General features: G+C 35.4%; 18 protein-coding genes, 1 tRNA gene and 5 pseudogenes. 14 read left to right on the plus strand and 10 right to left on the minus strand.

Features of this window, described 5'->3' with window-relative positions:
• The first annotated feature begins 280 nt into the window (after nt 1-280).
• Nucleotides 281-868 carry a dephospho-CoA kinase gene (gene coaE, locus ACQH2Q_RS03420; protein WP_264329792.1) on the plus strand — a complete coding sequence of 196 codons (588 nt, stop codon included), beginning with the start codon at nt 281-283 and terminating at the stop codon, nt 866-868.
• A 349-nt stretch (nt 869-1,217) separates the two neighbouring features.
• On the plus strand, nt 1,218-2,621 hold the full coding sequence (locus tag ACQH2Q_RS03425) for an NAD(P)H-dependent flavin oxidoreductase (protein WP_338481432.1): 1,404 nt from the start codon (nt 1,218-1,220) through the stop codon (nt 2,619-2,621).
• A gap of 48 nt (nt 2,622-2,669) precedes the next feature.
• On the opposite strand, the pseudogene ACQH2Q_RS03430 reads toward ACQH2Q_RS03425, so the two are convergent.
• Nucleotides 2,670-3,452: pseudogene (locus ACQH2Q_RS03430) on the minus strand (IS3 family transposase); the annotation flags it as partial.
• A gap of 63 nt (nt 3,453-3,515) precedes the next feature.
• On the opposite strand from ACQH2Q_RS03430, the gene ACQH2Q_RS03435 reads away from it, so the two are divergent.
• Nucleotides 3,516-4,375 (plus strand): IS630 family transposase gene (locus tag ACQH2Q_RS03435; protein WP_264705388.1). Its coding sequence is split into 2 segments (ribosomal slippage): nt 3,516-3,840 and nt 3,840-4,375, totalling 861 coding nucleotides; the frame shifts between segments, so codons are not numbered across the junction.
• Nucleotides 4,376-4,405: 30 nt separating this feature from the next.
• Here ACQH2Q_RS03435 and ACQH2Q_RS03440 read toward each other — a convergent pair.
• From ACQH2Q_RS03440 to ACQH2Q_RS03450, 3 genes are all read right to left on the minus strand, one after another.
• Nucleotides 4,406-4,699 (minus strand): transposase, encoded by a 294-nt coding sequence (locus tag ACQH2Q_RS03440; RefSeq protein ID WP_007548709.1) that lies wholly within the window; start codon nt 4,697-4,699, stop codon nt 4,406-4,408.
• 170 nt (nt 4,700-4,869) lie between these two features.
• The gene (locus tag ACQH2Q_RS03445) at nt 4,870-6,042 is read right to left on the minus strand and encodes a porin (protein WP_425383617.1); all 1,173 of its coding nucleotides are present in this window, start codon (nt 6,040-6,042) and stop codon (nt 4,870-4,872) included.
• 262 nt (nt 6,043-6,304) lie between these two features.
• Nucleotides 6,305-7,024 (minus strand): hypothetical protein, encoded by a 720-nt coding sequence (locus ACQH2Q_RS03450; RefSeq protein ID WP_264339304.1) that lies wholly within the window; start codon nt 7,022-7,024, stop codon nt 6,305-6,307.
• A 233-nt stretch (nt 7,025-7,257) separates the two neighbouring features.
• On the opposite strand from ACQH2Q_RS03450, the gene ACQH2Q_RS03455 reads away from it, so the two are divergent.
• A complete protein-coding gene (locus ACQH2Q_RS03455; protein WP_182309896.1) occupies nt 7,258-8,043 on the plus strand; it encodes an enoyl-ACP reductase FabI in 786 nt (261 codons plus the stop codon).
• Between the two features lie 16 nt (nt 8,044-8,059).
• Here the strand turns inward: ACQH2Q_RS03455 and secD are convergent, their stop codons facing one another.
• From secD to rsmA, 4 genes and pseudogenes are all read right to left on the minus strand, one after another.
• Nucleotides 8,060-9,565, minus strand: coding sequence for a protein translocase subunit SecD (gene secD / locus ACQH2Q_RS03460; protein WP_264373868.1), 1,506 nt, complete (start codon nt 9,563-9,565; stop codon nt 8,060-8,062).
• A 164-nt stretch (nt 9,566-9,729) separates the two neighbouring features.
• A pseudogene (locus ACQH2Q_RS03465) lies at nt 9,730-10,710 on the minus strand (IS3 family transposase).
• 63 nt (nt 10,711-10,773) lie between these two features.
• The gene (guaB, locus tag ACQH2Q_RS03470; protein WP_425383364.1) at nt 10,774-12,267 is read right to left on the minus strand and encodes an IMP dehydrogenase; all 1,494 of its coding nucleotides are present in this window, start codon (nt 12,265-12,267) and stop codon (nt 10,774-10,776) included.
• A 116-nt stretch (nt 12,268-12,383) separates the two neighbouring features.
• Nucleotides 12,384-13,196 (minus strand): 16S rRNA (adenine(1518)-N(6)/adenine(1519)-N(6))-dimethyltransferase RsmA, encoded by an 813-nt coding sequence (gene rsmA, locus ACQH2Q_RS03475; protein WP_264339302.1) that lies wholly within the window; start codon nt 13,194-13,196, stop codon nt 12,384-12,386.
• A 78-nt stretch (nt 13,197-13,274) separates the two neighbouring features.
• Here rsmA and ACQH2Q_RS03480 point away from each other — a divergent pair.
• Both ACQH2Q_RS03480 and ACQH2Q_RS03485 read left to right on the plus strand, forming a co-directional pair.
• Nucleotides 13,275-13,347: transfer RNA gene (locus ACQH2Q_RS03480), tRNA-Thr, on the plus strand.
• Nucleotides 13,348-13,371: 24 nt separating this feature from the next.
• Nucleotides 13,372-14,100 (plus strand): triosephosphate isomerase, encoded by a 729-nt coding sequence (locus ACQH2Q_RS03485; protein ID WP_182309892.1) that lies wholly within the window; start codon nt 13,372-13,374, stop codon nt 14,098-14,100.
• A gap of 74 nt (nt 14,101-14,174) precedes the next feature.
• Here ACQH2Q_RS03485 and dprA read toward each other — a convergent pair whose 3' ends face one another.
• Entirely contained in the window at nt 14,175-15,263 is a 1,089-nt protein-coding gene (gene dprA / locus ACQH2Q_RS03490; RefSeq protein WP_264339300.1) for a DNA-processing protein DprA, read from the minus strand.
• Between the two features lie 61 nt (nt 15,264-15,324).
• Between dprA and ACQH2Q_RS03495 the strand changes: the two genes are divergently transcribed.
• From ACQH2Q_RS03495 to ACQH2Q_RS03530, 8 genes and pseudogenes are all read left to right on the plus strand, one after another.
• The gene (locus ACQH2Q_RS03495) at nt 15,325-15,699 is read left to right on the plus strand and encodes a ferredoxin family protein (protein ID WP_010082601.1); all 375 of its coding nucleotides are present in this window, start codon (nt 15,325-15,327) and stop codon (nt 15,697-15,699) included.
• A gap of 364 nt (nt 15,700-16,063) precedes the next feature.
• Nucleotides 16,064-17,004 (plus strand): annotated as a pseudogene (locus ACQH2Q_RS03500) (IS5 family transposase).
• A gap of 270 nt (nt 17,005-17,274) precedes the next feature.
• Nucleotides 17,275-18,220: pseudogene (locus ACQH2Q_RS03505) on the plus strand (D-alanine--D-alanine ligase).
• Nucleotides 18,201-18,959 carry a cell division protein FtsQ/DivIB gene (locus tag ACQH2Q_RS03510; RefSeq protein ID WP_264339297.1) on the plus strand — a complete coding sequence of 253 codons (759 nt, stop codon included), beginning with the start codon at nt 18,201-18,203 and terminating at the stop codon, nt 18,957-18,959. Before ACQH2Q_RS03505 ends, ACQH2Q_RS03510 begins: the two are co-directional and overlap by 20 nt.
• Before the next feature lie 833 nt (nt 18,960-19,792).
• Nucleotides 19,793-20,899, plus strand: coding sequence for a D-alanyl-D-alanine carboxypeptidase family protein (locus tag ACQH2Q_RS03515; protein ID WP_010082605.1), 1,107 nt, complete (start codon nt 19,793-19,795; stop codon nt 20,897-20,899).
• A gap of 99 nt (nt 20,900-20,998) precedes the next feature.
• On the plus strand, nt 20,999-21,313 hold the full coding sequence (locus tag ACQH2Q_RS03520) for a DMT family transporter (RefSeq protein ID WP_425383365.1): 315 nt from the start codon (nt 20,999-21,001) through the stop codon (nt 21,311-21,313).
• A gap of 15 nt (nt 21,314-21,328) precedes the next feature.
• Complete coding sequence (locus tag ACQH2Q_RS03525; RefSeq protein WP_006279756.1) at nt 21,329-21,673, plus strand: DMT family transporter; 345 nt, start codon at nt 21,329-21,331, stop codon at nt 21,671-21,673.
• A 266-nt stretch (nt 21,674-21,939) separates the two neighbouring features.
• Nucleotides 21,940-23,073 (plus strand): annotated as a pseudogene (locus ACQH2Q_RS03530) (transposase).
• 141 nt (nt 23,074-23,214) lie between these two features.
• Here ACQH2Q_RS03530 and putA read toward each other — a convergent pair.
• On the minus strand, nt 23,215-26,355 hold the full coding sequence (putA, locus tag ACQH2Q_RS03535; protein ID WP_425383366.1) for a bifunctional proline dehydrogenase/L-glutamate gamma-semialdehyde dehydrogenase PutA: 3,141 nt from the start codon (nt 26,353-26,355) through the stop codon (nt 23,215-23,217).
• Nucleotides 26,356-26,432 lie beyond the last annotated feature (77 nt).

Here is a 26,432-nt window from a genome sequence, read left to right on the forward strand (position 1 = left end):
TCGACAATCGTCATCCCGCTACGTGTTAGTGGCTAAGAGATACCGCGGCGGTATGACGGTTAAGTAGGGTGTCATCCCAGTGCCTTGACTACTTCGATCCAGGAAAATTGATTGTGCACTATACAACATAAAAGCTGGATTCCAGACTGGAATGACACCACCTACAAATTGCAATGTTCGTATAGTTATGTGCTTGACACTGGGATCTAGAAAATCTAGTTAATATATATAGAGAAACCTTAGCTATAGTTTCGAAAGAAGTCTAATGTGTTTTTGTTATATGATTATAGGTCTAACAGGCGGAATTGGGGTAGGAAAGAGCTTTGTAACTAATTGCTTTCAAGAGTTTGGTGCTGCTGTATTTGATGCTGATTCTGTTGTACACCAACTTTATAAAGTGGATAAAAGCATAATAAGTTATGCAGAGAAAAATTTTCCTGGAGTGGTAGTAAATGGTGAAATAGATAGAACAGTACTGTCTAAATATTTCTTAGCCTACGATGAAAATTGGAAACAATTTCAATCTTTGGTTCACTCTGCTGTGCTGCGTGAATTAGAATTTTTTATTGCCAAGGAAAAAAAGATCGATAGAAAACTTTTAGTTTTAGATGTGCCACTTCTATTAGAAACAAAATTTTATTTATATTGCGACCTTATTGTTTTTGTTCATGCAGATAGCGTTGTGCAAGCTCAAAGACTTAACGAACGCAACATAGATAAAGAAAAGCTTAATCTAATCTCCGATGTTCAGTTATCTATTGAGGAGAAAAGGAAGATGAGTGACTTTATTATCGATACCAGTGTAAGCAAAGAGTATGTTTTTTCTCAAGTAAAAGATATAGTGGATTCATTAAACCTAAACACGTAGCTCTACGTCATACCGCCGCGGTATCTCTAGATCCCGCTAACAAGCAGCGGGATGACGGTTGTCAGGATCCCAGCAGCCTCCCTCCCCTGTCATCCAAGTAGCCCCCTATGGTGTCATCCCAGTGCCCAGACACTGGGATCCAGGAAAATTGATTGTGCACTATAGCAACATTTTTGATCAAAAACTGGATTCCAGTGTCAAGCACTGGAATGACACCCTTCCGATGGGAACTGCTCTCAAACTACAACAGCGTGAGTAGCTATAGAAGCTTTAATGATACAAGAAAAAATAAACAGCTATCATTTTTTTAGTAATTAAGTAAAATAGAGTGAAAGATTGCGAGGAAGTTTTGAAAAATAAGATAAAAAAGATAGTAATTTCAGGAAAGGAAGTGTGGCCAATCATCGAGGGCGGCAAAGGCATTGCAGTTAGTGATGGAAGATCAAGCGGAGCATTTGCTGCAGCAGATGCTGTGGGTACATTTTCTGGTGCAAATGCTAAGCTTATTGATGATAATGGCGAGTTAGTGCCACTAATTTATAAAGGCAAAACAAGAAATGAAAAGCATAGTGAATTGATTGAGTATAGTATTGAAGCTGGAATTAGTCAGGCAAGAATAGCAAATGAAATATCAAAAGGTCATGGAAGAATACACATGAATGTACTTTGGGAGATGGGAGCAGCAGAACGCGTGCTTCATGGCATATTGGAAAGAGCAAAAGGCTTAGTTCATGGTATTACCTGCGGTGCTGGTATGCCTTATAGGCTTGGGGAAATTGCAGCTAAATATCAGGTTTATTATTACCCTATTATCTCATCAGTGCGTGCTTTTAAAGCATTATGGAAACGTACTTACCAAAAAATATCTTCCTATTTGCTTGGTGGAGTAGTGTATGAAGATCCATGGCTTGCTGGAGGGCACAATGGACTGAGTAACAGTGAAGACCCAGAGCTACCACAGGCTCCATTTGAAAGAGTTGCAGAGCTTAGATCTTTCATGAACGAGATCGGTCTTTCAGAAACACCAATTGTTATGGCAGGAGGAGTGTGGCATTTGAAAGATTGGGAACATTGGTTTGACAATCTGCAAATTGGACCAATAGCTTTTCAGTTTGGCACTCGTCCACTTTTGACGAAAGAAAGCCCAATTTCTGCAGAGTGGAAAAAGAAGCTACTCACTTTAGAAGAAGGTGATGTATTTTTAAATAAATTCAGTCCAACAGGGTTTTATTCATCTGCGGTGAGGAATAATTTTATACGTGAGTTACAGGAACGAAAATTACATCAAGTAAATTTTTCAGAAAATGCCAGCGAAGAATCCAATAGTGAATTTGCAATGGGTAGCAGAGGTAGGAAGATCTACCTTACTGCAAAAGACAAAGAACTGGCAAATACATGGACTAAAGCAGGGTACACAGAAGCAATGAAAACCCCAGATTCAACTGTTATTTTTGTGACGCCAGATAAATTTAAACAAATAAGAGAAGATCAAATCAATTGTATGGGATGTTTGAGCCATTGTTTGTTTAGCAATTGGAAAGATCATGGTGACCATTCAACAGGACGAAAGCCAGATCCGCGTAGTTTTTGCATACAAAAAACACTGCAAAACGTTATACACGATGGTGATATTGAGAACGAACTCATGTTTTCCGGGCACAATGTGTACAAATTTAAGCAAGATCCATTTTATGAGAATGGCTACGTACCGGCAGTAAAAGAACTGGTGGAAAGGATATTGACTGGGTATTGAGTCAGTGACCTTACCCAGAAAAAGTGGAGAGAAAGTTTGGAATGTTTTTTACAAAAAGAATGATGCATCAAATTGTTCTGGAATGCAATAGTTAATAGTGACGTTGTTTGTTATAAAAAATTTCTATGTATTCAAATATTGCAGTTCTAGTTTGTTGAGCAGAGTGTTGTGAAGTATCAATAAGTATTTCTCTTTTCAATGAGCTAAAGAAGCTTTCTGCAACAGAATTGTCGTAACAACAGCCTTTATTACTCATCTATATTCTTTACAGCTAAGAGATATTGATACCCTTGCGCAGTATATTGTGAACCTTGGTCACTGTGCAGCAGTAGATTTTTAACAGGTTTACGCCTATTAATGGCCATTAATAAAGAGTTCATAACCAATTGTTTATTTATTGCACTACTCATTAACTACCATACGTGAGAATTATTGCTGCCAAATATAGCCATCCCTCCTTGGTTTTGATGTAAGTAATCCCATACTTTATTTGGTTGATCAACAATAAAGTTTTGATCTAATATATTGGGAGCTACAGCTCTATTATCTGTTTGTTGTTTTTTAATTTTAAACTTTCTTCTCAGTATAGCCCTGATGTCATTTTTCTGCATAATACTTTGCACCGTTTTCAAATTGCAACTTTTACCCAAAGCCTTCAATTCAGCATGAATTTTAGGAGCTCCATATCTACATTTAGAAACTTGATATATTTTTTGAATAGCTTCGAGTAGCTCTTTATTTGCTGATTCTCTACTGCTTATTTTTCTTGTGGTCCACTTATAGTAGCCACTAGCAGAAAATCCTACATAATTCCTGTACTTTATAGCAGTTATAGCTCTTTCCATAAAAGTCCGGATGTGATAGGATAAGGGTAGATGATGATAAGGAGGTTGAATGCCAGCAGCATATAGTTATGATTTAAGAAAAAAAGCAATGGAAGCGCTAGACGAAGGAGAAAGCAGAGAAACAGTGGCAGCAAGATTTAAGATTGGAAGAACTACTTTATGGGAGTGGCAGCAAAGAAGAAAAGAAACAGGAGACTTTCAATCAAAAAAACTTGGAAATGGGGGTTACAATCACAAAATTACCGACTGGGATACCTTTGCCAAATTTGCCAGAGAACACGGAGGAAAGACTCTATCGGAAATGGCTAAACTTTGGAACAACGTTAGTATCCAAACGATCTATCGAGCCCTTAAAAAAATTGGATTTACGCGCAAAAAAAGACATATGGATACAAGGAAAGAAACGAAGAAAAACGTGCTGAATTTTTGAAAATTATAGCGACAAAAGAACCTAAAAACTTAGTGTATATAGATGAGTCTGGCATTGATAACACCGAAGACTACCCCTACGGATATTGCCAGAAAGGACAGCGGTTTTATGCCTTAAAATCTGGAAAGAAAACTCAACGAATCAGTATGGTTGCAGCCTTAAGTGGAAGAAAGATAGTTGTTCCGTTAACCTTTGAAGGCCACTGTAATATGGATGTTTTTAATGGATGGTTTGAGCAATTTTTGACACCGATCTTGGAACCTGGACAGACTGTCATTCTTGACAATGCTACTTTTCATAAGTCTGATAAGATTATCGAGCTTGCTAAAGGGGTTGGTGCAGAAATTTTGTATCTGCCGCCTTATTCTCCAGATTTCAACAAAATTGAGCATCATTGGTTTGCTATAAAAAACAGAGCCAGGAAAAACATTCCTCTATTCGAATCCTTTCGTCGTGCTGTTGATTCTGCCTTCCTATGACCTGTTCGGACTATTATGAGAAATGCTATACTATATAAAAAAATATTTTACTCTTTTTGACTGGCCAGGGCTTTTTTTTAAATGTCTCTTTCCCTTGTTACTCTTGCTTTGTAAATCAAACCTCTCTTTGTCATAAGGTGCTACATCTGGAAATGCATTTGCCGCTGACTTTTTTTCGTTATATTTCTTCATCCATTTTCCTAATACACTATCCCTTATTCCTAGATCTCTTGCTACTTTTGCAACTGGTTGACCTACCTTTCTTTGTTCATTTGCCAGTTTAACAGCTTCCAATTTGAATTCTGCTGTATATTCTCTTACCATTTCTAATCCTCCAAAATTTTATTTTACCCAAAAAAACTCTTTTCTTTCTCTCCACTTTTTCTGGGTAAGGTCAGTTTACTGGCCTCTCCATGAGTGAGATTGAAAAATTAAGTGGAAATCTGTGAACGGTTACCTTGGATGACAGAAAAGAGTGTTGGAAGGAGGCAATATTAAAAATTTAATTTCAGTCCAGCCAAGAACACATAACCAGAGTTGTTATTTTCTATTTTAGGCTCTTTTGTACTAAACTTTACAATATCGAAATAGTATGAAGTACCTAAAAAAAGAGAATTTTCAAGACTTAAAGCATATGATGTTAACTCGTTTGTACCTTCGCCTGCAATATCCCTACCACTACTAAAATATGTTAAGCTCGATTTGTAAGAATCAGAACGGTAAGCGATACCTGCATTCATATAATACGTATTATTTGTTTCAGGATTACGCTTCTCACCAGATTTACCACCATTACCATACGAAAAAATGCAATCAAGATCGAACAATTTTAGCTTCAAACCAAAATTCCAGTGTAGTAATTGATTGCGGCATTCATAATTTTTAGAAGTCCCATCTGAGCAATCAGTTAAATTTTCTCTTGCAAATTCACCAGTTAAGGCAGTAGTAAAACCTATATCATCTGACAAGCTGTTTTTATAGGAAAGGCCAGCAGCAATTAAATTGCTGTACTGTAAGTTATTTTTTCCTGGAACATAACTGAATCCGAGTTGAAAGTTATAGATTTCAGGGGAGATGTAGTTAATTGATGATTGTTTTAACCCTAGTTCGAGTTCATTATAATCGCTATAAATATTGGGCTTGACCCAGAACACCTTGTCTTGATCATATCCAGGGTCACCATCCTTTTTATGATCACCGCGCAAATTTGCATAGTTTGTCCAATGACCATTTACTCCTCCAGCAGCTGCATAAATTTTTGAAGTGTTAATTAACATGCTCTGACCAACTAAACTTCTTTTACCATATTCAATTGATCCAAGTTCCTGGTTTTTTATGATAAAATACCATTCCTCCATGTCTAACTTTTCTATGTCTAACGCTTTTAGGTTTGCAATACCAGAAACCCCTGCCTTAACATTAACCCCCATTTGAGTATTTGGATAAACTTGCTGTAAATAAAGAAAGCGCAAGTATGAATAACTTGAAGTTTTATCCTTAGGCTTAGCATTGAAAGAATCTCTGTTGAAGGCGTAGCCGAATCTCAAATCTATTTTTCCGTCTAGTTCTGCATAAAATATTTCCTTATCCAAAATTGTTTTAGAGCTAGCACTATTCTGCAAAAACAATGATGAAAGCAGTGCTACCAGGTAGTACTTTAACTTCATAAATAAACTTAAATCTTTATAAAAATTTAAGTTTAAACTCAATATAAATAAAAAACAACTTTTCAGAAGGCACCGCTGGTAGATTTTGCTGCCTGTTTTTGAGCTATATTCCCATAAATTATTGATACACTTGGTAATTTTTGCATTAATAACTGCTTATTAATGGCAGAATGTATACGATTAATTATTTTATAGCTCTTTTTACAATAATCCGAACAGACCGTAATATGCTACTGGCCTGCTATAGCCATAAACACATATCTTATCGCATTCGGACTATTATAAGAAAGGCTATAGATGTACTTTTTACATCGCAGTTAATCAAAACAAAAAGCACTTTATTCTCATCAATATACCCTAGAAAATCATCACTACGGCAATTTTTATAAAAATGTTCTATGATAACTTTCAGTGCATCATTTGTCTCGCTACAGCTACTATTTAAGCCAATTATTCCTATAGCTGCATTAATTTGATGTTGAAAGGCGAAATTCAATATAACGTATAACTCTAGAATAGTGGACTCATTGCCCGGTATATCGAATAAGTCATGGTTTTTATATTTCTTACCCATTAGATATTCATCTCTAAAGATTCCTAATTTATGGGACAAACTGATATCACGTATTAACAGCTCATAATTTATTTTATTACTGGCAAATTGTGCAGTGCGGAAAACTTTTACTTTTGTCCTGATATCTTCTCCTTTAGCATCAGTTAAGGAAAAATCTATCACTTTAGGTAATATATCAAGTAAATCGTGCCCATTTTCGGTATACTCTAAATAATTCTTCATGTCGTCAGCTGCTCTTGCACTTAAAATATTGATTAACGGCTTATTAAGTAAATTCCCTTCCTCGTATTTTAACAAATTCCTTGCGGCTTGATTGAGCCCTAAAATTAACACGTTTTTTTTCTTATTATCCTGACAAACAGATACCACAGCATCATCTTTTCTTCTTGCAGTTATGAAATCATCCATACTTTCATTCTATACAGCGTATTTATAAGTATAATAAGATTATATTAAGATTTACTTACTTATTGATATGCTTAATTAGGTATAGACAAAATGTCATACGGGATGGCTTTGTTGTAGAAGAATCAAGATTACTGTTTATAGACTTCAAGTTACTGCAAAAAATATTTTAAAACATAGTGATATCTTGACTTTACCTAGTTAATATTCCAAATTATAAAAAAACAGATAGTTCTATGACGACAAGTCTATTACAAGGCAAAAAGGGATTAATAACCGGAATAATAAATAAGAGATCAATAGCATACGGTATAGCAAAAACTCTCTCAGAGCACGGAGCAGAACTTGCAATCACCTACCAGAATGAAATAATAAAAGAAAAACTATCACCAATAGCAGATGAACTAAATGTGGAGCTAATATTACACTGCGACGTTTCAAATGAAAAAATCATAGATAACGCTTTCGAAATAATAGAGAAAAAATGGGGTACTCTTGACTTTTTGGTGCATGCAATAGCATTCTCCGATAAAAATGAGTTAGATGGTAAATATGTCAATACTTCACTGGATAACTTCCTCAATGCAATGCATATATCGTGCTATTCTTTCACTGCTTTAGCACAAAGAGCTGAAAAAATGATGTCAGGTGGTGGTAGTTTGCTTACTTTATCTTATTATGGCGCTGAAAAAGTTATGCCAAATTATAACGTTATGGGTTTATGTAAAGCAGCACTTGAAGCAAGTGTAAAATATATAGCATGTGATCTCGGGCCACAAAATATCAGAGTAAATGCAATTTCCGCTGGTCCAATCAGAACTTTAGCATCTTCTGGAATAAGCGATTTTCACTTCATATCAGAATGGAATAGAAATAATTCTCCGCTCAGACGCAATGTTACAATAGAGGATGTTGGCAAGGCAGCGCTATACTTATTAAGCGATTTAAGTAGTGGCACTACTGGAGAAATTTTGCACGTCGATTCAGGATATAACGTTGTGGGAATGAAGGTGGTTGACTGAGATCTAAATCCTTAATTCAAAGCGCTAGTTCCTTCGGGTTCATACACAACTCTATCAGGAGTTTTGTGACTGTGATTGCAGAAAACATCGAACATAAAATTCCTATTGATAAAGTGACAGAAAAGCCTCTAATTGCTCCGCTGCCAATAATGAACATTATTCCTGCAGCAATTAATGTAGTGATATTTGAATCCAGTATTGTCTTTATAGCGTTTTTAAACCCTTCTTCAATAGCACGTTCCACTCTCTTGCCAGATTTTATTTCCTCACGAATTCGCTCAAATATTAAAACATTTGCATCCACCGCCATACCGACAGTGAGTGCAATACCGGCAATTCCAGGTAAAGTTAGAGTTGCTTCAAGCAGAGTGAGAATTGATAATATAAGAACTACATTAGAAAAAAGTGCAACAGAGGCCAATACACCTAATTTGCCGTAAGTGATGATTATAAATAAAGCCACGGCTATAATAGAGATTGTTGCTGCCATTTCCCCTGCCTTTATTGATTCTTCTCCAAGACTTGGGCCAATGTTTTTTTCTTCAATTATTTTAAGTGGTGCTGGCAGTGCTCCAGATTTTAAAAGTATTGCAAGTTCGCTTGCTTGTTTTTCAGTGAAATTACCGCTAATTTCTCCCTCTCCATTTAAAATTGGCTCACGTATTGTAGGTACTGTTAAGACTGTGTTATCCAGAACAATTGCAAAAGGTTTTCCCACATTTTCTTTAGTGATTTTTGCGAATCTTTTACTCGCTATGCTGTCAAATTTAAAATGCACTGTTGGTTTACCTAAGTGACCAAATCTAACTGATGCGTTAACCAGCGAATCACCACCTATTTCAGTTTTGCGGAATATTGGATAAGAATTACCTAAAGAATCCTTGAGCATGACAGTGGTTTCATGGTCTATATCCTGCACCTTGGCTATGTTAGTGTTTGCCAAATGAAAAGCTAGCTTAGCAGTTTTGCCAAGCAGAGATTTTATCTGCTTGGTATCTTCTACTCCAGGCACCTGCACTAATATTTTATTCTGCCCTTGTTTTTGAACGCTGACTTCCTTTGTGCCAAGTTTGTCCAAACGGCGCTGGACATTGTTTATTGATTCTGCAGCTACTTCACTGATCAAAGAATTTTTATAATGGGGTTTATACGAAATGAGAATTGAAGAATCTTTTCTATTTAGCTCTAAATTTGGATTTATCGCATTAATCAACACAGATGCTTTTTTATAATCATCAATATTATTTAAAGTTATAACGCTATTTTGTACGTTAGATTCAATATTTTTTGTTAGCAATGTCTCTTTTATTTCGTTAGCTAGCATGCTTAGCTTTTCCTTAAAATAGAAGTCTAAGTCTATGTTTAAAAGCAAAGATGCCCCTCCTTTCAGGTCAAGGCCTAAGTTTATTCTTTTTTTCGAAATAAAAAGCTTATTATCAAAGAAATTTGGCAGTGTTATGTATAAAGCAAATAAACAGATGCATAATACTGAAAAAGATTTGACTATAAGTCTGTTATACATAAGTTGTAGGTTTAAAATTGTAATAATTGATTGTAAGTTAAAAATAGATTTTTGTAAAATTCTCTATTTGACCTTACCCAGAAAAAGTAGAGAGAAAGTTAAGACGTTTTTATCATGAGAATAAATTGTGCAGGAATGCAATAGTTAATAGTAGAATGTCTACGTTATTTGTTATAAAAGATTTCTATGTATTCAAATATGGCAGTTCTGGTTTGTTGAGCGAGAAGTATCAATAAGCAGCTCCCTTTTAAGTGAACTTTTCTGCAACAGAGTTATCGTAACAACAGCCCTTATGGCTCATGCTGGAAATGATGTTTTTTGTATTCAATAGAAATTGGTAATTTTGAGAGGTATACTGTGACCCTTGATCGCTATGTAACAGCAGATTTTTATCGGGTTTGCGTTTATCAACGGCCATCAATAAAGAATCTATAACTAATTATCATGTTACTCATTAACCACCATGCGTGAATATAGGTCAATTATTGCCGCCAACAACCTTCTTTAGTTTTTATGTAGGTAATCCCAAACTTTATTTGGCTGATCAGTAGTAAAATTTTGATCCAATGTGTTCGGAGCCACAACTCGGTTGCTTATTTGCTGTTTTTTATTTTTGAACCTTCGTCTAAGCTTGGCTTTAATGCCATTTTCTTGCATAACACTTTGTACTGTTTTAATTTTTGCCTAAAGCTTTTAATTCAGCGTGAATTTTAGGGGCTCCATATCTGCATTTAGAAGCTTGATGTATTTTTTGAATATCTGCTAGAAGCCCTTCTTTTGCTAATTCTTTACTGCTTTTTTCCTTAGCAACCAATACCACCAGTACAAAACCCTACATAGTTCCTGTGTTTTATAGCAATTTCTATATAAAAGAATACTTTACTCTTTTTCTTTGCCCAGGGCTTTTTTTAAAATGTCTCTTTCTCTTGTTAGTTCTTTTTTTAGATCAAATCTTTCTTTGTCATAAGGAGCCTTTGCCTGGAAATGCGTATGCTCCAGACATTTTTCCATCATATTTTCTTACTTAACATACTGCCATCTATACCTAGATCTTTTGCTATTTTTGTACTTGCTTGACCTGTTTCTTTAACCAGCTTAACAGCTTCTAATTTGAATTCTGCTGTATATTCTCTTCTATTTGTCATATTTTGAAAAAACGTTTTATTTTACTCCAAAAACGTTTTAACTTTCTCTCTACTTTTTCTGGACTACTCCGAATCGGTTGACAAATTGGACGTTTGATAAGCATAATTTGGAGCTTCTTGTGTAATGACTATATCATGAGCGTGACTCTCTCTTAATCCTGATGCAGTAATAGTAACAAATTTACAATTTTTTTTCATCTCTTCTATATTCCTATTACCAGTATACCCCATTGCAGCTTGCAATCCGCCAATCAATTGATGGATTACTCCTGAAGCTGGACCTTTGAATGGAACTCTTCCTTCCACTCCTTGTGGAACTAATTTGAGTTTTGAATCTTTATCTTGAAAATAACGGCTAGCTGAACCTCGTTTCATTGCACTAATAGATCCCATTCCTCGATAGCCTTTATATGCTCTGCCCTTATACATAATAATCTCACCTGGGCTTTCGTCAGTGCCAGCAAAAATCGAACCAATCATCACAGAGTCAGCACCAGCTGCAATAGCTTTTGCAACATCTCCTGAGTATTTTACCCCACCATCAGCAATTAGTCTGACGTTTCTTGCTCTACACGCCTCTGCAACATTCTTGATTGCAGAGAATTGTGGCACACCAACACCTGTAACTATTCTGGTTGTACAGATTGATCCTGGTCCTATTCCAACCTTCACTGCATCAACACCCGCATCAATCAACGCTTCAGCAGCCTCCTTTGTTGCAATGTTTCCGCCAATTAATTGCGTATTAGGATACATCTTTTTTATTTCCCTAATGGTATTGATAACGTTTTCGGAATGACCGTGAGCAGTATCCACAACAACTACATCAACTTCTTCTCCGATCAAAGCTTCACATCTTTCTATACCATCTTTTTTACCAGTGCCAATTGCAGCGGCAACTCTTAGCCGCCCTTTACTGTCTTTACATGAATTTGGGTATCTATTGTATTTTTCAATGTCTTTAACCGTAATTAAACCTATACAACAAGAATTTTCATCTACGACCAAAAGCTTTTCTATTCTATTTTCATGCAACAATTTCATTGCTGAGGCACTATTCACTCCCTGCTCCCGCACTGTCACTAACTTATCTTTTGTCATCACTTCGGAAACTTTTACATTCATGTTCTGGTCTTCAATAAATCTCAGATCTCGGTTAGTTAAAATTCCAACTAACTTGCGTTGATCGACTACAGGAATGCCAGAATAATTGTGCTCTCTCATTAATGAAATTGCTTCCGCAACTGTTTTATCCGGTGAAATCGTAATTGGGTTATACACGATCCAACTTTCATATTTTTTCACCCTTCTTACTTCTAAAACTTGTTCATCTATTGATAAATTCTTATGTATGCAACCTATCCCTCCATGTTGGGCAATAGCTATTGCAAAGTCCGATTCAGTAACAGTATCCATTGCAGAGGATATGAGAGGGATATTTAGTTCTATACTATTTGTTAAATAAGTTTTTGTATCTGCATCGCAAGGCAATATATTAGAATAGGCTGGCAAAAGAAGTATATCGTCAAACGAATAACAAGCTTCCATTTTTTTCATAGGCTTTATTTAAAGCTTATACGCCAATTAATTAAATTGCAATAGGCAAAATTAGCTAGGAGCCTTTAATTGTATAGCTCTAACTGTTTTTAGGAGATAGAAAAGCTATATGGTTGCTAATACATTTTATTGCAAAATAAGCATTCTACATTATTTGCCAGCAAACAAAACTGCTCAATAGTTAAGTTTTCTGGACGCTGGTTTCCGCTCAATTTAGCGTTTTCAAGGACAGTTTCAGCGTGGTTCGTTATATTTTGCAAGCTATTTCTCAGCATCTTTCTTCTTTGAGCAAAAACAGCACGTGTTAATTTTATTAAGGTTTCCAAGTTTACTACAAACTTTGGGGTAGGCAAAGGATTTACTGTAATTACTGAAGAATGTATTTTTGGTCTTGGAAAAAACTCTTTAGGTTCAATATCAAATTCCTTTTTTATATCACATAGTAACTGGCTTAGCACTGATAAGGAACCATAATCTTTAGAATTGGGTCTTGCCGTAATGCGATCTGCTACCTCTTTTTGAAACATTAATGTCAAGTTCGTAAAAAATTTTATATTATTTAACCACTTTAAAAATAACACTACCGAGATATTGTAAGGCAAGTTAGCAATAACTTTAACTGGGCGCTCTATCAGCTCTTCTTCTGTAACATGCAGTGCATCCGCTTCTATAATTCTATACTTTCCTTGATGCTCATTTAGCAGTTGGTCATGGTGTTTTACTAAATCTCTATCTTTTTCTATAGAAAGTAGAGACTTTGGATTATGCACCAATATTTCTCTTGTTAATGCACCATATCCAGGACCAATTTCAATGACATTAAAATTTTCCAGACTACCAGCTAAAGCGACGATTTTTTTTGTTATCTCACTCGATAAAATAAAATTTTGCCCTAGACTCTTTTTTGGCTTCAGTAAAAATTTTTTCATATTATTTTCATTATACAGTATTTTAAAAATTAGTTGACGAAAATTCATTGATAATTGTATATTATTAATGTGTTTAACGCCGGCTTAGCTCAATTGGTAGAGCAACTGACTTGTAATCAGTAGGTTGTCAGTTCAAGTCCGACAGCCGGCACTCTCACTCATATAAGTAAAGTTGATGTCCTTTTTAATAGTAGCAAATTGGAAAATGAATGGAATGCGTTCTTCATTTGTTGACTTTATAGGCAAACTTAACGACAAGAGCAACGAAATTACCTCTAAATTAGTAATTTGCCCTCCTTTTACGTCATTTCCAAGCAGTATAGAGTTGAACAATAATATTAATATAGGAGCACAGAATTGCCATCAGAAAAAGTCCGGTTCTTACACAGGTGAAATTAGCGCAGAAATGTTAAAAGAACTAGGGTGTACTTACGTAATACTGGGGCATTCTGAAAGGGCTAATGAAAAAGATAGTGAAATAAAACTTAAGTCCAAAACATCAATAGAATTAGGCTTACACCCAATTATCTGTGTAGGTGAAAATTCAGAAGATTATAAAAGTGGAAAAACAAATGAGGTAATAGAATATCAATGTAAAAACCGTTTGCCAACACATGGTAAATATACCGTAGCATATGAGCCAATATGGGCAATAGGTACAGGTCATATGCCAAATAATGATGCAATTACTGAGGTGATAGAGGTAATAAAATTGTGTACTGGTAAAAAACACATTATATATGGTGGTTCAGTTAGTTCAGAAAATATAGAAAATTTGTTAAATATTTCAAATTTATCAGGAGTTTTAATTGGCAGTGCAAGCTTAGATTTCGATCACTTTTATAAAATTATACAACAAGTTGAAAAAAAGTTTTCTCTTATCAATTCTAAAATCAGCAACTAAGAATCCTATGATAAATGTCATCATTCCAGTGTCAAGCATATATCTGTACGAACATCTAGTATAGCTAAAGTAATCTAGAAAATTAACGATATTTTATTCCCCGGTGAACGCTCTATTTTGTTTTCCAACTCTAGTTCCAAAAGAGCCATTAGAGCTATGTTGGTAGAAAGTCCGCTTGCTAATATAAGTTCATCTATATCAACAGGTACAGAGTTAATATGATCAACTATAACAGATTTTGCCTGTTGTAATTTTTCTTGTTTTTGGTTAACAAAATGGTGCTCAACATCAAATAGGTTTTTTTGCTGCGGAGGTAAACTAAACCTAATACTCTCTATTATGTCATCAGCGGATTCGATAAGCTTAGCACCGTTTTTAATTAAATAATTACTACCACTACAGCGTGAATCTAAAGGGAAACCAGAAACTGCAAACACCTCTCTCCCTTGATTTAAAGCAAAATCTGCTGTTATTAGAGAGCCAGAACGTTTCGATGCTTCAATCACTGCAACACCCAGCGATAGACCAGATATAATTCGATTCCTCTGAGGAAAATATTGAGGCTTTGGTTTAGTAGCAAATGGAAGCTCAGTAATTACTAACCCACCGTTCCCAGTGATTTTTTTGTATAGATCAAAATTCTCTTTTGGATACACCACATCAATTCCGCTTGCTGTAACAGCAATAGTGGGATGATTTTTGTATATTACACTGTTTGCTGCAGTATCGATTCCTTTTGCAAGTCCAGAAACAATAACAAAACCAGCTTCGCTTAAATCAAGTGCCAACTTATTGGCAAAATTTCTTCCATTCATTGAAGAGTTACGCCCACCGATTATTGCAATTATCTCACGGCTTAATAATGATATATCACCAAGCGCAGTTATTACAGGAGGACAACTAGAGATATTTCTTAAAAGATCAGGGTAATCTGGGTCACATGCGGGTATAATTTTAGCTCCAATTCTTTCTGCATTATTGATTTCTTCTCGTGCATCTTGAATGCCATACACCTTATTATTAGCCACCCTATTGAGATATTTCAACACCTCATCTAGCGATCCATGTGTTCTTAGTATACTAAAAAACTTTATTGGTCCTATAGTTCTAGCCAAGCTTAACCATACTTCTAATTCTTTGTTGTTCAATTTATTTATCTTCATAAAAGACTTGAATTTCTTATCAATTTAGTGTACCCAAGATAATACAAATATACAGTGTTTTATGACGCATTTTGTTACAGACAAATGCATAAAATGTAAATATACAGACTGCGTGGAAGTATGTCCCGTTGACTGCTTCTATGAAGGCAAAAACATGCTCGTGATTAACCCAGATGAATGTATTGATTGCGGAGTGTGCATACCTGAGTGTCCAGTAGATGCAATTGTAACTGATGATTCCATAAAAGATATTTTAGAACTAGATGAAGAGTTGCTGAGCAGCGAACAAAAAACTTTCAAGTTATTTTACGATATAAATGTAGAATACTCACAAAAGTGGCCAAATATCACAGCTAAAAAGCAACCCCTCTATACTGCAGAAGAGTATAAGGAAAAAAAGGATAAAACAGCTTATTTTGACGAAAATTTAGAGTAATATTAACAAAGAAAAAGATCAGACTCCTTGCATAATCATATGAAAAACTAGCAACTCACTCTTTTTTGTCATTCCAACGCGTGACGCACAATCGTACGAACATTGCAATTTGCAGGTGGCAGATGGTGTCATGCAAGTAGCTCTCCTTTGTCATCCGAGCCCCTATGATGTCATTCCAGTGCTCTGACTACTTGGATCCAGAAAAAAAGATGATGTCATCCAAGTAGCTGACACTGGTTCCTTTATGACGGTGTCATCCCAGTGCTTGACACTGGGATGGCTTTGTTGCATAGCAACTGAAAAAATCTGGTGGCTACTGACAAAATTCATTATAAAATAGCCATTTAACCTTGAAAGAAAAAATATGCCACAAAAAATGAGGGTCAGTAACCATAGCGAATATAACAAATTTCTAGAAAAAAGAGGAAATATTTTTCATTATATCAACGAAGCCATAGAAAAGTGGTACGAGAATGGTCCAAAAATACCAGGTGGCAACAATATTTATAGCGATAAAGTTGTAATTTTGGTGCACATAATAACTTGTTTATTTAGAATAGGCCTGAGGCAAACAGTTGGGTTTATAGCAGGATACCTTGAGCAAATTGGGAAAAATTTGCAAGTTATCAGCTATTCACAATCATCAAGAAGGTTTAAGAAACTCAATATTAAGATCAATGATTGCAGAAAATAATATGGAAGATATCGAAATTGCTATAGACAGTACAGGAATTAGTATATACAACAACACTCCTGGTCATAGCAAAGAAAATAGCGAAGATAGAAAGTATCGCAGCTATGAACAGACAAGAAAATTGCATGTAATGTTGAATACAAACAGCAAAAAAGCCATAGCTGTAAAATACAGTAACGGCTGATCACTATGGAGCTTGTGATTTGCTAAAAGAAGTCGATTTTCAGTATGTCATAAAAGTACTATATGCAGATAGGGCATATGACAGAGAAAAGCTCTATAAGCTGTGTAATCAATATGGTATAAAAACGAAAATTCCTCCGAAAAACAACGCAGCAGAGCATCCAAAGTTAGACTATATGGCTGAGAGAAATGCTGCAATTAGACTAATAAAATCATGCAGCAAAGATGGAATGAAGAGGTGGAAAAGGCAAACAAACTACGGAAAAAGATCTTATATAGAAAGTTTTTTCTCGCGACTGAAACAAACATTCGGGTTTAGTTTTAGGAATAAATCTGAGACAAATAGAGAGAAGGAACTACTTGTTAAATGCTATTTGCTCAATAAGTTCACTGATATTGGTATGGCTAAATTTGAGATAGCTTCATAAATTTATTGTGCGTTACCTACTATCCGAAGAGCGATGCAACAAAGCCCACTGGGATCCAGGAATTTTATTAAGTATAAAAGTAGCCGTTTTATGTTAAAATACAACGTTTTGATGATTATGAAAAAGCTGGATTTCAGACTGGAATGACACCACCTGCAAATTGCAATGTCTGTACAGTTGTGCATAGGATAGAGCTATAGAATTTTTCAAAGCGTTTTTTCTATTGAAGATAAGAGCATCTTTTATATATGCTATATAGTAAAACATAGAATGCCCATGATTCCAACTATAGCAATTTTAAGTGGTGGGTTTTCTTGTGAGAGAGAAGTATCGCTTATGAGTGGAAAAGCAGTAAAAAAGGCGCTTGATAGCCTTTCATATAATGCAATAGAAATAGATGTTGACAGCAACATTGCTGAAAAGCTTAAAAAAATTAATCCCCACCTTGCTTTTATCGCTCTGCATGGACCTTATGGTGAAGATGGCTGCATTCAAGGTTTACTGGAGATTTTAGGTATAAAATATACACACTCAGGAGTTATGGCTTCTGCTGTTGCTATGAATAAAGTGATGTCAAAGCATATATTTCGATCCCTTAGTATCGACACTCCAAAAGGTTATGTAATTAGCCGAGAAGATGTACTAAAAAATAATATTAAAATCGATTATCCGTACGTCTTAAAACCAATTAACGAAGGTTCAAGTATTGGAGTGCACATAATTTTCTCGCACGAGGATTACTTAGAACTGAAAGATAACAGTTCTACTATAATGGAAAAGATGATTATAGAAGAATACATTCCAGGTGTAGAGTTACATACTGCTGTATTGCTAAATGAAGCAATTGGCACTATAGAAATACGACCAAAAAATAAATTCTATGATTATGAAGCAAAGTATACAGATGGATTTGCAGAACATATATTTCCTGCTGAAATTCCTGACAATATATATAAAATGACCTTGGAACATGCACTGAAAATTCATCAATTTTTAGGATGCAAAACTATTTCCCGCTCAGATTTCCGTTATAATCCCAAAAATAACACTTTAAAAATGCTTGAGATTAATACACATCCTGGCTTTACTGAGTTATCATTAGTGCCAGAAATTGCAAAATTGGCAAAAGGAATCAATTTTAATGAATTAGTTAAAATTATTATTGAAGCAGCACAAAAATATTAGGGATTTAAGTCATGTTGAGCAATGTTACTAGAAGCCAAAGGAGTTTTTTGCGCAAGTGTGCCTTGGTTATTATCACAGCACTTTTTCTTACACTAATACTCTACAGCTCACTTGATAAAATAATAAATCGATTTAATTACTACTTTACTTGGTATAATGACTGCCTATCCAGTTTATTACTCAGTAGTGGATTTTCAATCGACGAAGTAGTTGTGAGCGGCAATAAATTTACAAACAAAAAGGATATTCTAAGTTTGACAGATAGAACGCAACCTATCCTGTATATATCACTTTCAAAACTTGCCGGTAACATACAATCCGTAAGCAGATGGATAAAATACGTAAGAGTTCACAGAATTTTACCTAATACCCTACACATTAATATAGATGAACATAAACCGTTTGCTCTCTGGAAAGACAATAACAAGACCTCGGTAATTGATTTCGAAGGCAAAGTGATCGTAGATGACTATCCAGTAGATGATCTTGTTGTAATTACAGGACAAAACTCGTTATCAAACCTAGAATTTGTTAAAGATGTGTTAGAGAGTAAAACTCAATTAAGTGACCACATTTCCTCTTTTGCTTATATAGGGAATAGAAGATGGAATATCATATTTGATAACGGTTCCACAGTGAAACTGCCTGAAGATAATCCTTATAGTGCATGGGACTATTTAAACCACTTGCAAAATACAACTGATTTTACTTTCAGCGATTGGAGTATCATTGATATGCGTATTACTGATAAAATTTTTGTGAAGAGGTGATCTGCTGTAATCCAAGTAGCCCCTTTTCCTGTCATCCCAGTGCCCAGACACTGGAATCCCGCCGCGAACCGTCATACCGCGATTCATTCGCGGTATCTCTTAACATAGATCCCTTATTTAACCGCCATACCTTAACATAGATCCCGCTAACAAGTAGCGGGATGACGAGGTTATCGTCATGTCACCGCGAACCGTCATACCGTCACGAACCGTCATACCGCGATTCATTCGCGGTATCTCAGCCGCTAACAAGAGATCCCGCTAACACGTAGCGGGATGACGATTGTCGTTTAGCCACAAATATTTAAGAAATTTACCAAACGAAAAAAAAGGCAAAAGAAGCCCCGTGGTTGGCTAATTACTTACATTATACTTTCAAGTATGGCGTTTTTTTATTCTAAACACTTAATAACCGCGATTTAGCTACTTTTTAATGCAACTAACCTTTAGTCATAAATGTTTAAGAAATTTACTAAACAGAAAAAAAGGCAAAAGAAACCCTAGGGTAGCTAGTTATTCACTATCCATTTTTTAAGTTGGCGTTTTTTTATGTTTTAAATGCTTTATAAGCGCATTTTAGCTTATATTAGGTAAAAACCTAGAAATTTTATAAAGACATAAGGTGCACATAGTGCAAAAAATTAAACATGAGACGCCAGATACGTGAGTTTTTTTGTCATTTAATCTGTACAGAGAAGATAAATAAATAGCTTCAGTTTCATGATAAGGGGGCTGGCGAGGTTTGTCAAGGAATTTTTATGCAAGAGATCTATTGAAATGCCCCTGTAAAATTATACTATTAATTAGTACACTATAAATTTAAAATTATAGATATGTTAAGCAGATTGGTAATTTTGCTATTAGTTTTTATACTTCCTTTTTCTTCATACTCATACCAGTTTAGAACCAAAGCAAAGCAAGCAGTAGTCTTAGATTTAGCTTCAGACTCATTCATTTTTGACCATAATTCTGATGAAAAAATGGCCCCATCTTCAATGAGCAAGCTAATGACTTTATATATAGCCTTCGATTATCTAAAAGCTGGAATAATACACATGGAGGATAAATTTCGAGTAAGTAGAAAAGCGTGGGAAAGGAGAGGCTCTTCTATGTTTTTGAAAGAAGGTCAATCCGTTACGGTGAGGGAATTACTTGAAGGAATTACAATAGTCTCAGGCAATGATGCCTGCATAACACTAGCCGAGGGCATTGCAGGATCAGAAGAGAATTTTGTGGCTGAAATGAATGAAGTTGCACAAAATTTGAATCTGAATGACAGTCATTTTGTCAACTCAAGCGGGTGGCCAGATGAAGATCATTTTATGAACGCAAAAGACTTGGTAATGCTGGCAAAAAGGATTTTCACCGATTTTCCTGAATATTATGATTTATTTTCCGAACAATATTTGACATATAATGAAATTGTACAAAAGAATAAAAATCTTCTACTTTTTCACGATATTGGGGTTGATGGCTTAAAAACCGGTTATACAAATGCTGGTGGTTACGGCATTGTAGCATCTGCAAAACGAAATGATAGGAGAATTTTTGCTGTCGTAAATGGTTTAAACACTGAGAAAGAGCGAATAGAAGAAGCAAAAAGATTGATACAATATTCCTTAAATCATTTTAACACTAAGAAAATATTCGTTAAAGACAGCGTAGTTGAGGAAGTAAATGTTCTCTATGGAAAAGATAGAAAAGTGCCTATTACAGTTGCAAACGATGTTACCATAACTTACAACCGCAAATTGCATGACCAAATTAAGGTGCGTATTGAATATAAAGATATGATACCTGCACCCATTAAAAAAGGTCAAGAAGTGGGCAAAGTTTTTGTAGAAATACCAGGTATTGAGCAACAAACTACACCACTTTATGCAGCAAATGACGTGCAGGAATTGAATTTCGTAGAAAAGTTTTTTAGGATGTTGTTTTAAGTTTGATATTAAAGCAATTCCGAAAGAGAGATCTATTGCACTTTAGTGTAGTTTTAACTAACAATTTCTGTTACAATACAAGATTGAAATGTTACGAAAATGTGCTGGGTATATTTGTTGCTGTCTAGTATCCTAGAGATACTGTGGGCTGTAACACTAAAGTTTAGTAACGGTTTTACTAAAGTTGTGCCTTCGATTGCAACATTGGTAATTATGATCATTAGCATTTATTTTTTATCTCTTGCAGCATGCTTTCTACCTATTAGAGTATGCTATGCAGTTTCCTCTGGAATATGCACAATTGGAATAACTATAATTGGTGCAACCACTTTCACAGAGAATATTAATTTATCTCAAGTTTTATGTATCGTTTTAATTGTAATAGGAACCATAGGGCTAAAGCTCTCTATTTAAACCTAAAGTTTATGCATGAATTGGATATATTTACTCTTATCGTCACTAATTGAAGTGTTCTGGGTCATAACACTTAAGCATAGTTATGGATTTACTCATCTCGTACCATCAATAATTAGCATACTCTCCATGGCTCTTAGTACATATTTACTTTCGCTCGCTACACGTTCTATACCTATCGGAGTATGCTATGCAATTTGGACTGGAGTGGGCGCTATAGGAGCTTCGATACTTGGAGTTTACCTATTTGATGAACCAGTTAATTTATTCGAAGTAATATGCTTTATTTTAGTTACATTCGGGATTATAGGATTAAAATTGTTTGATACTGCAAAACAAACTGTTGATAAAATGGAATAAAAGATCCCACTGGGATGAAAGAAGCAGATACTCCATATTGTCATGCAAATTGGAATCCAGACTTTTTTCTATATAGCATGGTGAAGACGGGAAACCGTAACCGTTCACACAATGGCGTCAACTTAAGGAAAAATGTCAGAGATTGTGTATAAAATTTCTCTCCAAATTTTTTATCATTAAATTATCCAAAGAGTGCAAGGGACAGCACTTTTGTTTCTGTTTTATTTCAACAAAGAAGTCTAAAATGTGTCCTTTTTAGGTGAAATATGCAAAAAGGAAAAAACCTTATTCTACAAATTAAAAATATAATATACTCGAAAACTTTTCAGAAAATCCATTGTGTTGAGTTTTACACGAACAAGCTTTTTCGACAGTATTTTCTATGATTTTAAAGTTAGTTAAAAAAAGTTTGGGAATAGAATGTGAACTTATGGAGCCATTGACATGTACCCTCAAAGCAAGCTTTTTCTAAAGCAAGGTATAAGATTTGCCATACAGGCTCAAGAATTTAAGCATCCAAACAGCCTATCAGGATGAACCTGAGTTGGAGAGGCTATAGACTTATTGCAGCAGATGGTTCTGGTATGAGATTACCCAGCTCTGGGGAAATTGTATCCGAGTTTGAACCAAATGGAACAACAGGCACCATTGGCAATTTGTTTGTTGATTTGTGTACTTCATTGATTTGCAGTGCTCGTCTTGCAGCTTGGAATATAGGTGAACAAACGTTGGCGGCAGAGCAATTACCCGAAGTTATCACTCAAATGCGTTTATTAAATCAAGAGAAATTATTATTTATCTATGATCGTCTTCAGTAAAATTCATTCAGCAGCATTATGATTTGGAAGTAGATTTTATTTTTTGCTTGCAAAAAAGAAATTATAGTAAGCTATGGGAACGCTGGCGAATTAGATTTTGATTTTATATTAGAAAATGAAAAGCTAAAAAATAAAATGAAAGGACAGAAAGTAAGAGTTATAGTGCTGACATTAGCCAACTGAGAAACAGAGTTTTTGACCGAGACTTTGGAGCAAAGCTTATGTGTTAAGGTGGCACATAGAGGAGTGCTATAAACGACTCAAAGTAGGAGCAGAGTTAGAGAATTTTTCTGGAGAGGCTGTATTACAAGAATTTTGGGCAAACTTGGTCATGTGCAATATATTATCGCTTCATATATGTGATGCACAAGGGCCTTGGAACCCAGATCAAATTACTGAGTATCGTTTAAATTTTTCAGTTTTATTTGGTGTAATGAGGCAGAAACTCTATCAGGTACTTATTGCGCCAAAAAACTTTCAAGCCCTTTTTAAGTATACGCGCTAAAGTTAAAATCCGACCGGGACAGCAGCAATAAAGTAGATAAGCCTAAACGCCATCATGTCTTTAGGAGAGTTTGCTAATGAAAGTTCTTAAGTTGACGCCATTGGCTGAACGGATACGATTTATTTCAGTGCATGAGCTGGTCCTTTTCGGATTTTAGCGCTGTGTACATAACTGCACGAACGTCTAGTTTAGGGGTAAGAAAAATTAGGGCCCGCAAATTAATCCAAACACATAAGTGTAGTGTTACCACCAAATGCTGTAGTGTTAACACTTACAACTTTTTCTGTAGAAAAGCGCTGTAAATAATGAGGACCACCAGCTTTTGGCCCAGTGCCAGATAGTCCTCTACCACCAAATGGTTGTATCCCAACTGCTGCACCTATCTGGTTACGGTTGATGTAGACATTTCCAACTGATATTTTTTTACTTATAGTGTCAATTTGACTTTGTATACGACTCTGCAAAGAAAACGTAAGCCCATATCCAGTACTATTTATATCACTTATAACTTCATTTAATTGTGACTTGTTAAAACGTATGATATGTAAAATAGGACCAAATACTTCTTGCTTTAATTGCGAAATTTTTTGTATCTCATAAATATATGGAGGAAAGAAATAACCATTATGAGAATTTGTATCCATGGGTACTTTAAATAACAGATTTGAATCTTTATCCTCTGACATTTTTTGCGTATGTTGAGTGAGCATATCGATAGATGCTTTATCAATTATTGGACCAATATCAGTACTAAGTTGTATTGGGTCACCAATCTTGAGTTCTTGCGCTGCACCGCATATCATTTTTATCTGCTTCTCTGCTATGTCCTCTTGAATAAACAGCACTCTAAGCGCAGAACAGCGTTGGCCAGCGCTGCGAAACGCAGAAAGCAAAACATCCGTAGTCACTTGCTCTAAGAGAGCAGAGCTATCAACTATCATAGCATTGAGCCCTCCTGTTTCAGCAATAAGTGGTACGATAGGACCATCCCTATTTGCAAGCATTTTATTGATTATTTGAGCAGTTTGTGTTGAGCCAGTAAAAGCTACTCCGGCAATTCTATTGTCTGGAACTAATATTTTGCCTAAATATCCACCATCCCCAGGAATGAGGTGTAACACATTCTTTGGTATCCCAGCTTCATGTAGTATCTTAACAGCTTCGTAGGCAATAATCGGCGTTTGCTCTGCCGGTTTTGCCAGCACTGCATTACCTGCTGCAAGTGCAGCTGAGACCTGCCCAATGAAGATAGCGAGCGGAAAATTCCACGGTGATATGCATAAGAAAACTCCTCTGCCTTCAAAAAAGATGAAGTTATCTTCACCTGTTGGGCCCGGCAATTTTTTCCAGTCGCTCAGTTCATTTTTTGCTATCATTGCATAATAACGCAGAAAGTCGATTGCCTCTCTTACTTCTGCTATTGCATCGGATAAAATTTTTCCTGCTTCCACAATCAGAATGTAAATTAACTCTTTCATCCTTTCCTCAAGCAAATCTGCAGCTTTTTCAAGGCATTTAGCGCGCTCTTCTGCTGAAACATTCTGCCACTTAGCAAAAGCACTATGTGCTATTTCAAGAGCGTTTAAAGCTTGATCGCTTGTTGCACTTGACACTTCTCCAATTACATTTTCCAAATGTGCAGGATTCACTACTTCGATAAATTCAGCATTATCAAATAGTGCTTTTCCATCAATTATTGGTCCAACTTGCCACTTTTTTTCACTAAAACCCTTTATATCATCTGCAAATTGTGAGACTATCACAGAATCACTAATATCCATCCCCAAGGAATTTTTTCTTTCTGGTCCCAAAATATCTTGTGGTAATGGAATGCCTGGATGAGGTTCATAATTAAAATTTATAGCTTTTTCCAGTGGATCTGAAATTAACTCATCGATTTTAACGTTAGGATCACTTATTTGATTAACAAACGAACTATTAGCTCCATTTTCAAGAAGGCGTCTTATAAGATAAGGCAACAAGTCACTATGTTCCCCAACGGGTGCGTAGACACGACAGCTAACATTTGTTACAAGCTCTGACATTGCATAATCATATAAGTCTTTTGCCATTCCATGTAAGCGTTGAAATTCAAATCCAGGGTGGTTTTTATCAGCAAGTTCCATGATAGAAGCAAAAGTATAGACGTTATGAGTTCCAAAGCATGGGTAAAAGCTGTTTGGTTTACTCAAAAGTTTCTGTGCGCACACGGGGTAAGATACGTCAGTATAGCTTTTTCTTGTAAATACTGAGTAATCATTTAATCCCAATTCTTGCGTACACTTGATTTCTGAATCCCAATATGCACCTTTTACAAGCCTCACCATAATTTTGTGCTTTGATCGAATAGCAACATCCTCTACAAAGTCAAGAACAGATAAAGCACGTTTTTGATATGCTTGTACAGCCAAGCCGAGCCCTTCCCACTCAGAAAGTGATTCATCAAGCCGTAATTGTTCAAACAAGATTAAGGAAATTTCAAGCCTTTCTGTTTCTTCTGCGTCTATGCATAGTGAAATGTTGTATTTTTTTGCCTCGCGGCAGAGCTCTAAAACCTTAGTGAATATCTCACCAGCAATTCGGCCAAATTGACTAAATTCATAACGTGGGTGTAAAGCAGAAAGTTTGATTGAAATTCCATGGGATTTAAAACAATCATTTATTTCAGTGGATTCACCTATAGCTTTTATTGAGTGCATGTATGAATTAAAATACTCTTCTGCATCCTCAGTTCTGTGAGCAGCTTCGCCAAGCATATCAAAAGAGTATAAAAACTTACTATTGTCATCTAGTTTTGCGTACCTTAAAGCTTCTTCTATGGTTTCTCCAACAACAAAATGATTACCAAGCATAGACATTGCTTGTTTTACTGCTTTGCGAATGATCGGTTCTCCTAAATTCTTAAGTAACTTAGAAATTGCGTAATAGAACTTCGAATCGCCTTCATTATCTCTCAATATACTGCTCCCTATCATTAAACTCCATGTAGAAGCATTAACAAACAATGAAGAGGAATGTCCTAAGTGCTTACTCCATTCTTGATTGGCAATTTTATCTTTGATTAGCTCGTCTATTGTATAATCATCTGGTATTCTAAGTAGTGACTCAGCAAGACACATAAGCGCTATTCCTTCATCATTGGAAAGCGAGTATTGCTGCATAAAGGAATCTACAATACTTAATTTATTGTGTTTGATTTTTTCAATAACTTGTTTTGCAATATTATAAATTCTATTTTTTGAATCAGCCGAAAGCTCTGCTTTTTCTACAAGATAACGTATATAACTCTTTTCATCAGTACGATAAAATCCTTGTAAACGTTTTCTGAGTTCATTAGGTTCTTGTATAGAGCTTATCATATATAATTATCTCCAAAAAATACTCCGACACCATATGTATGGTGAAATTATATCATAACTTTGCGCAGAGCAAATTG

Origin of the sequence: Wolbachia endosymbiont (group A) of Melieria omissa (assembly GCF_964031125.1) — a bacterium.
Taxonomy (GTDB): domain Bacteria; phylum Pseudomonadota; class Alphaproteobacteria; order Rickettsiales; family Anaplasmataceae; genus Wolbachia; species Wolbachia pipientis.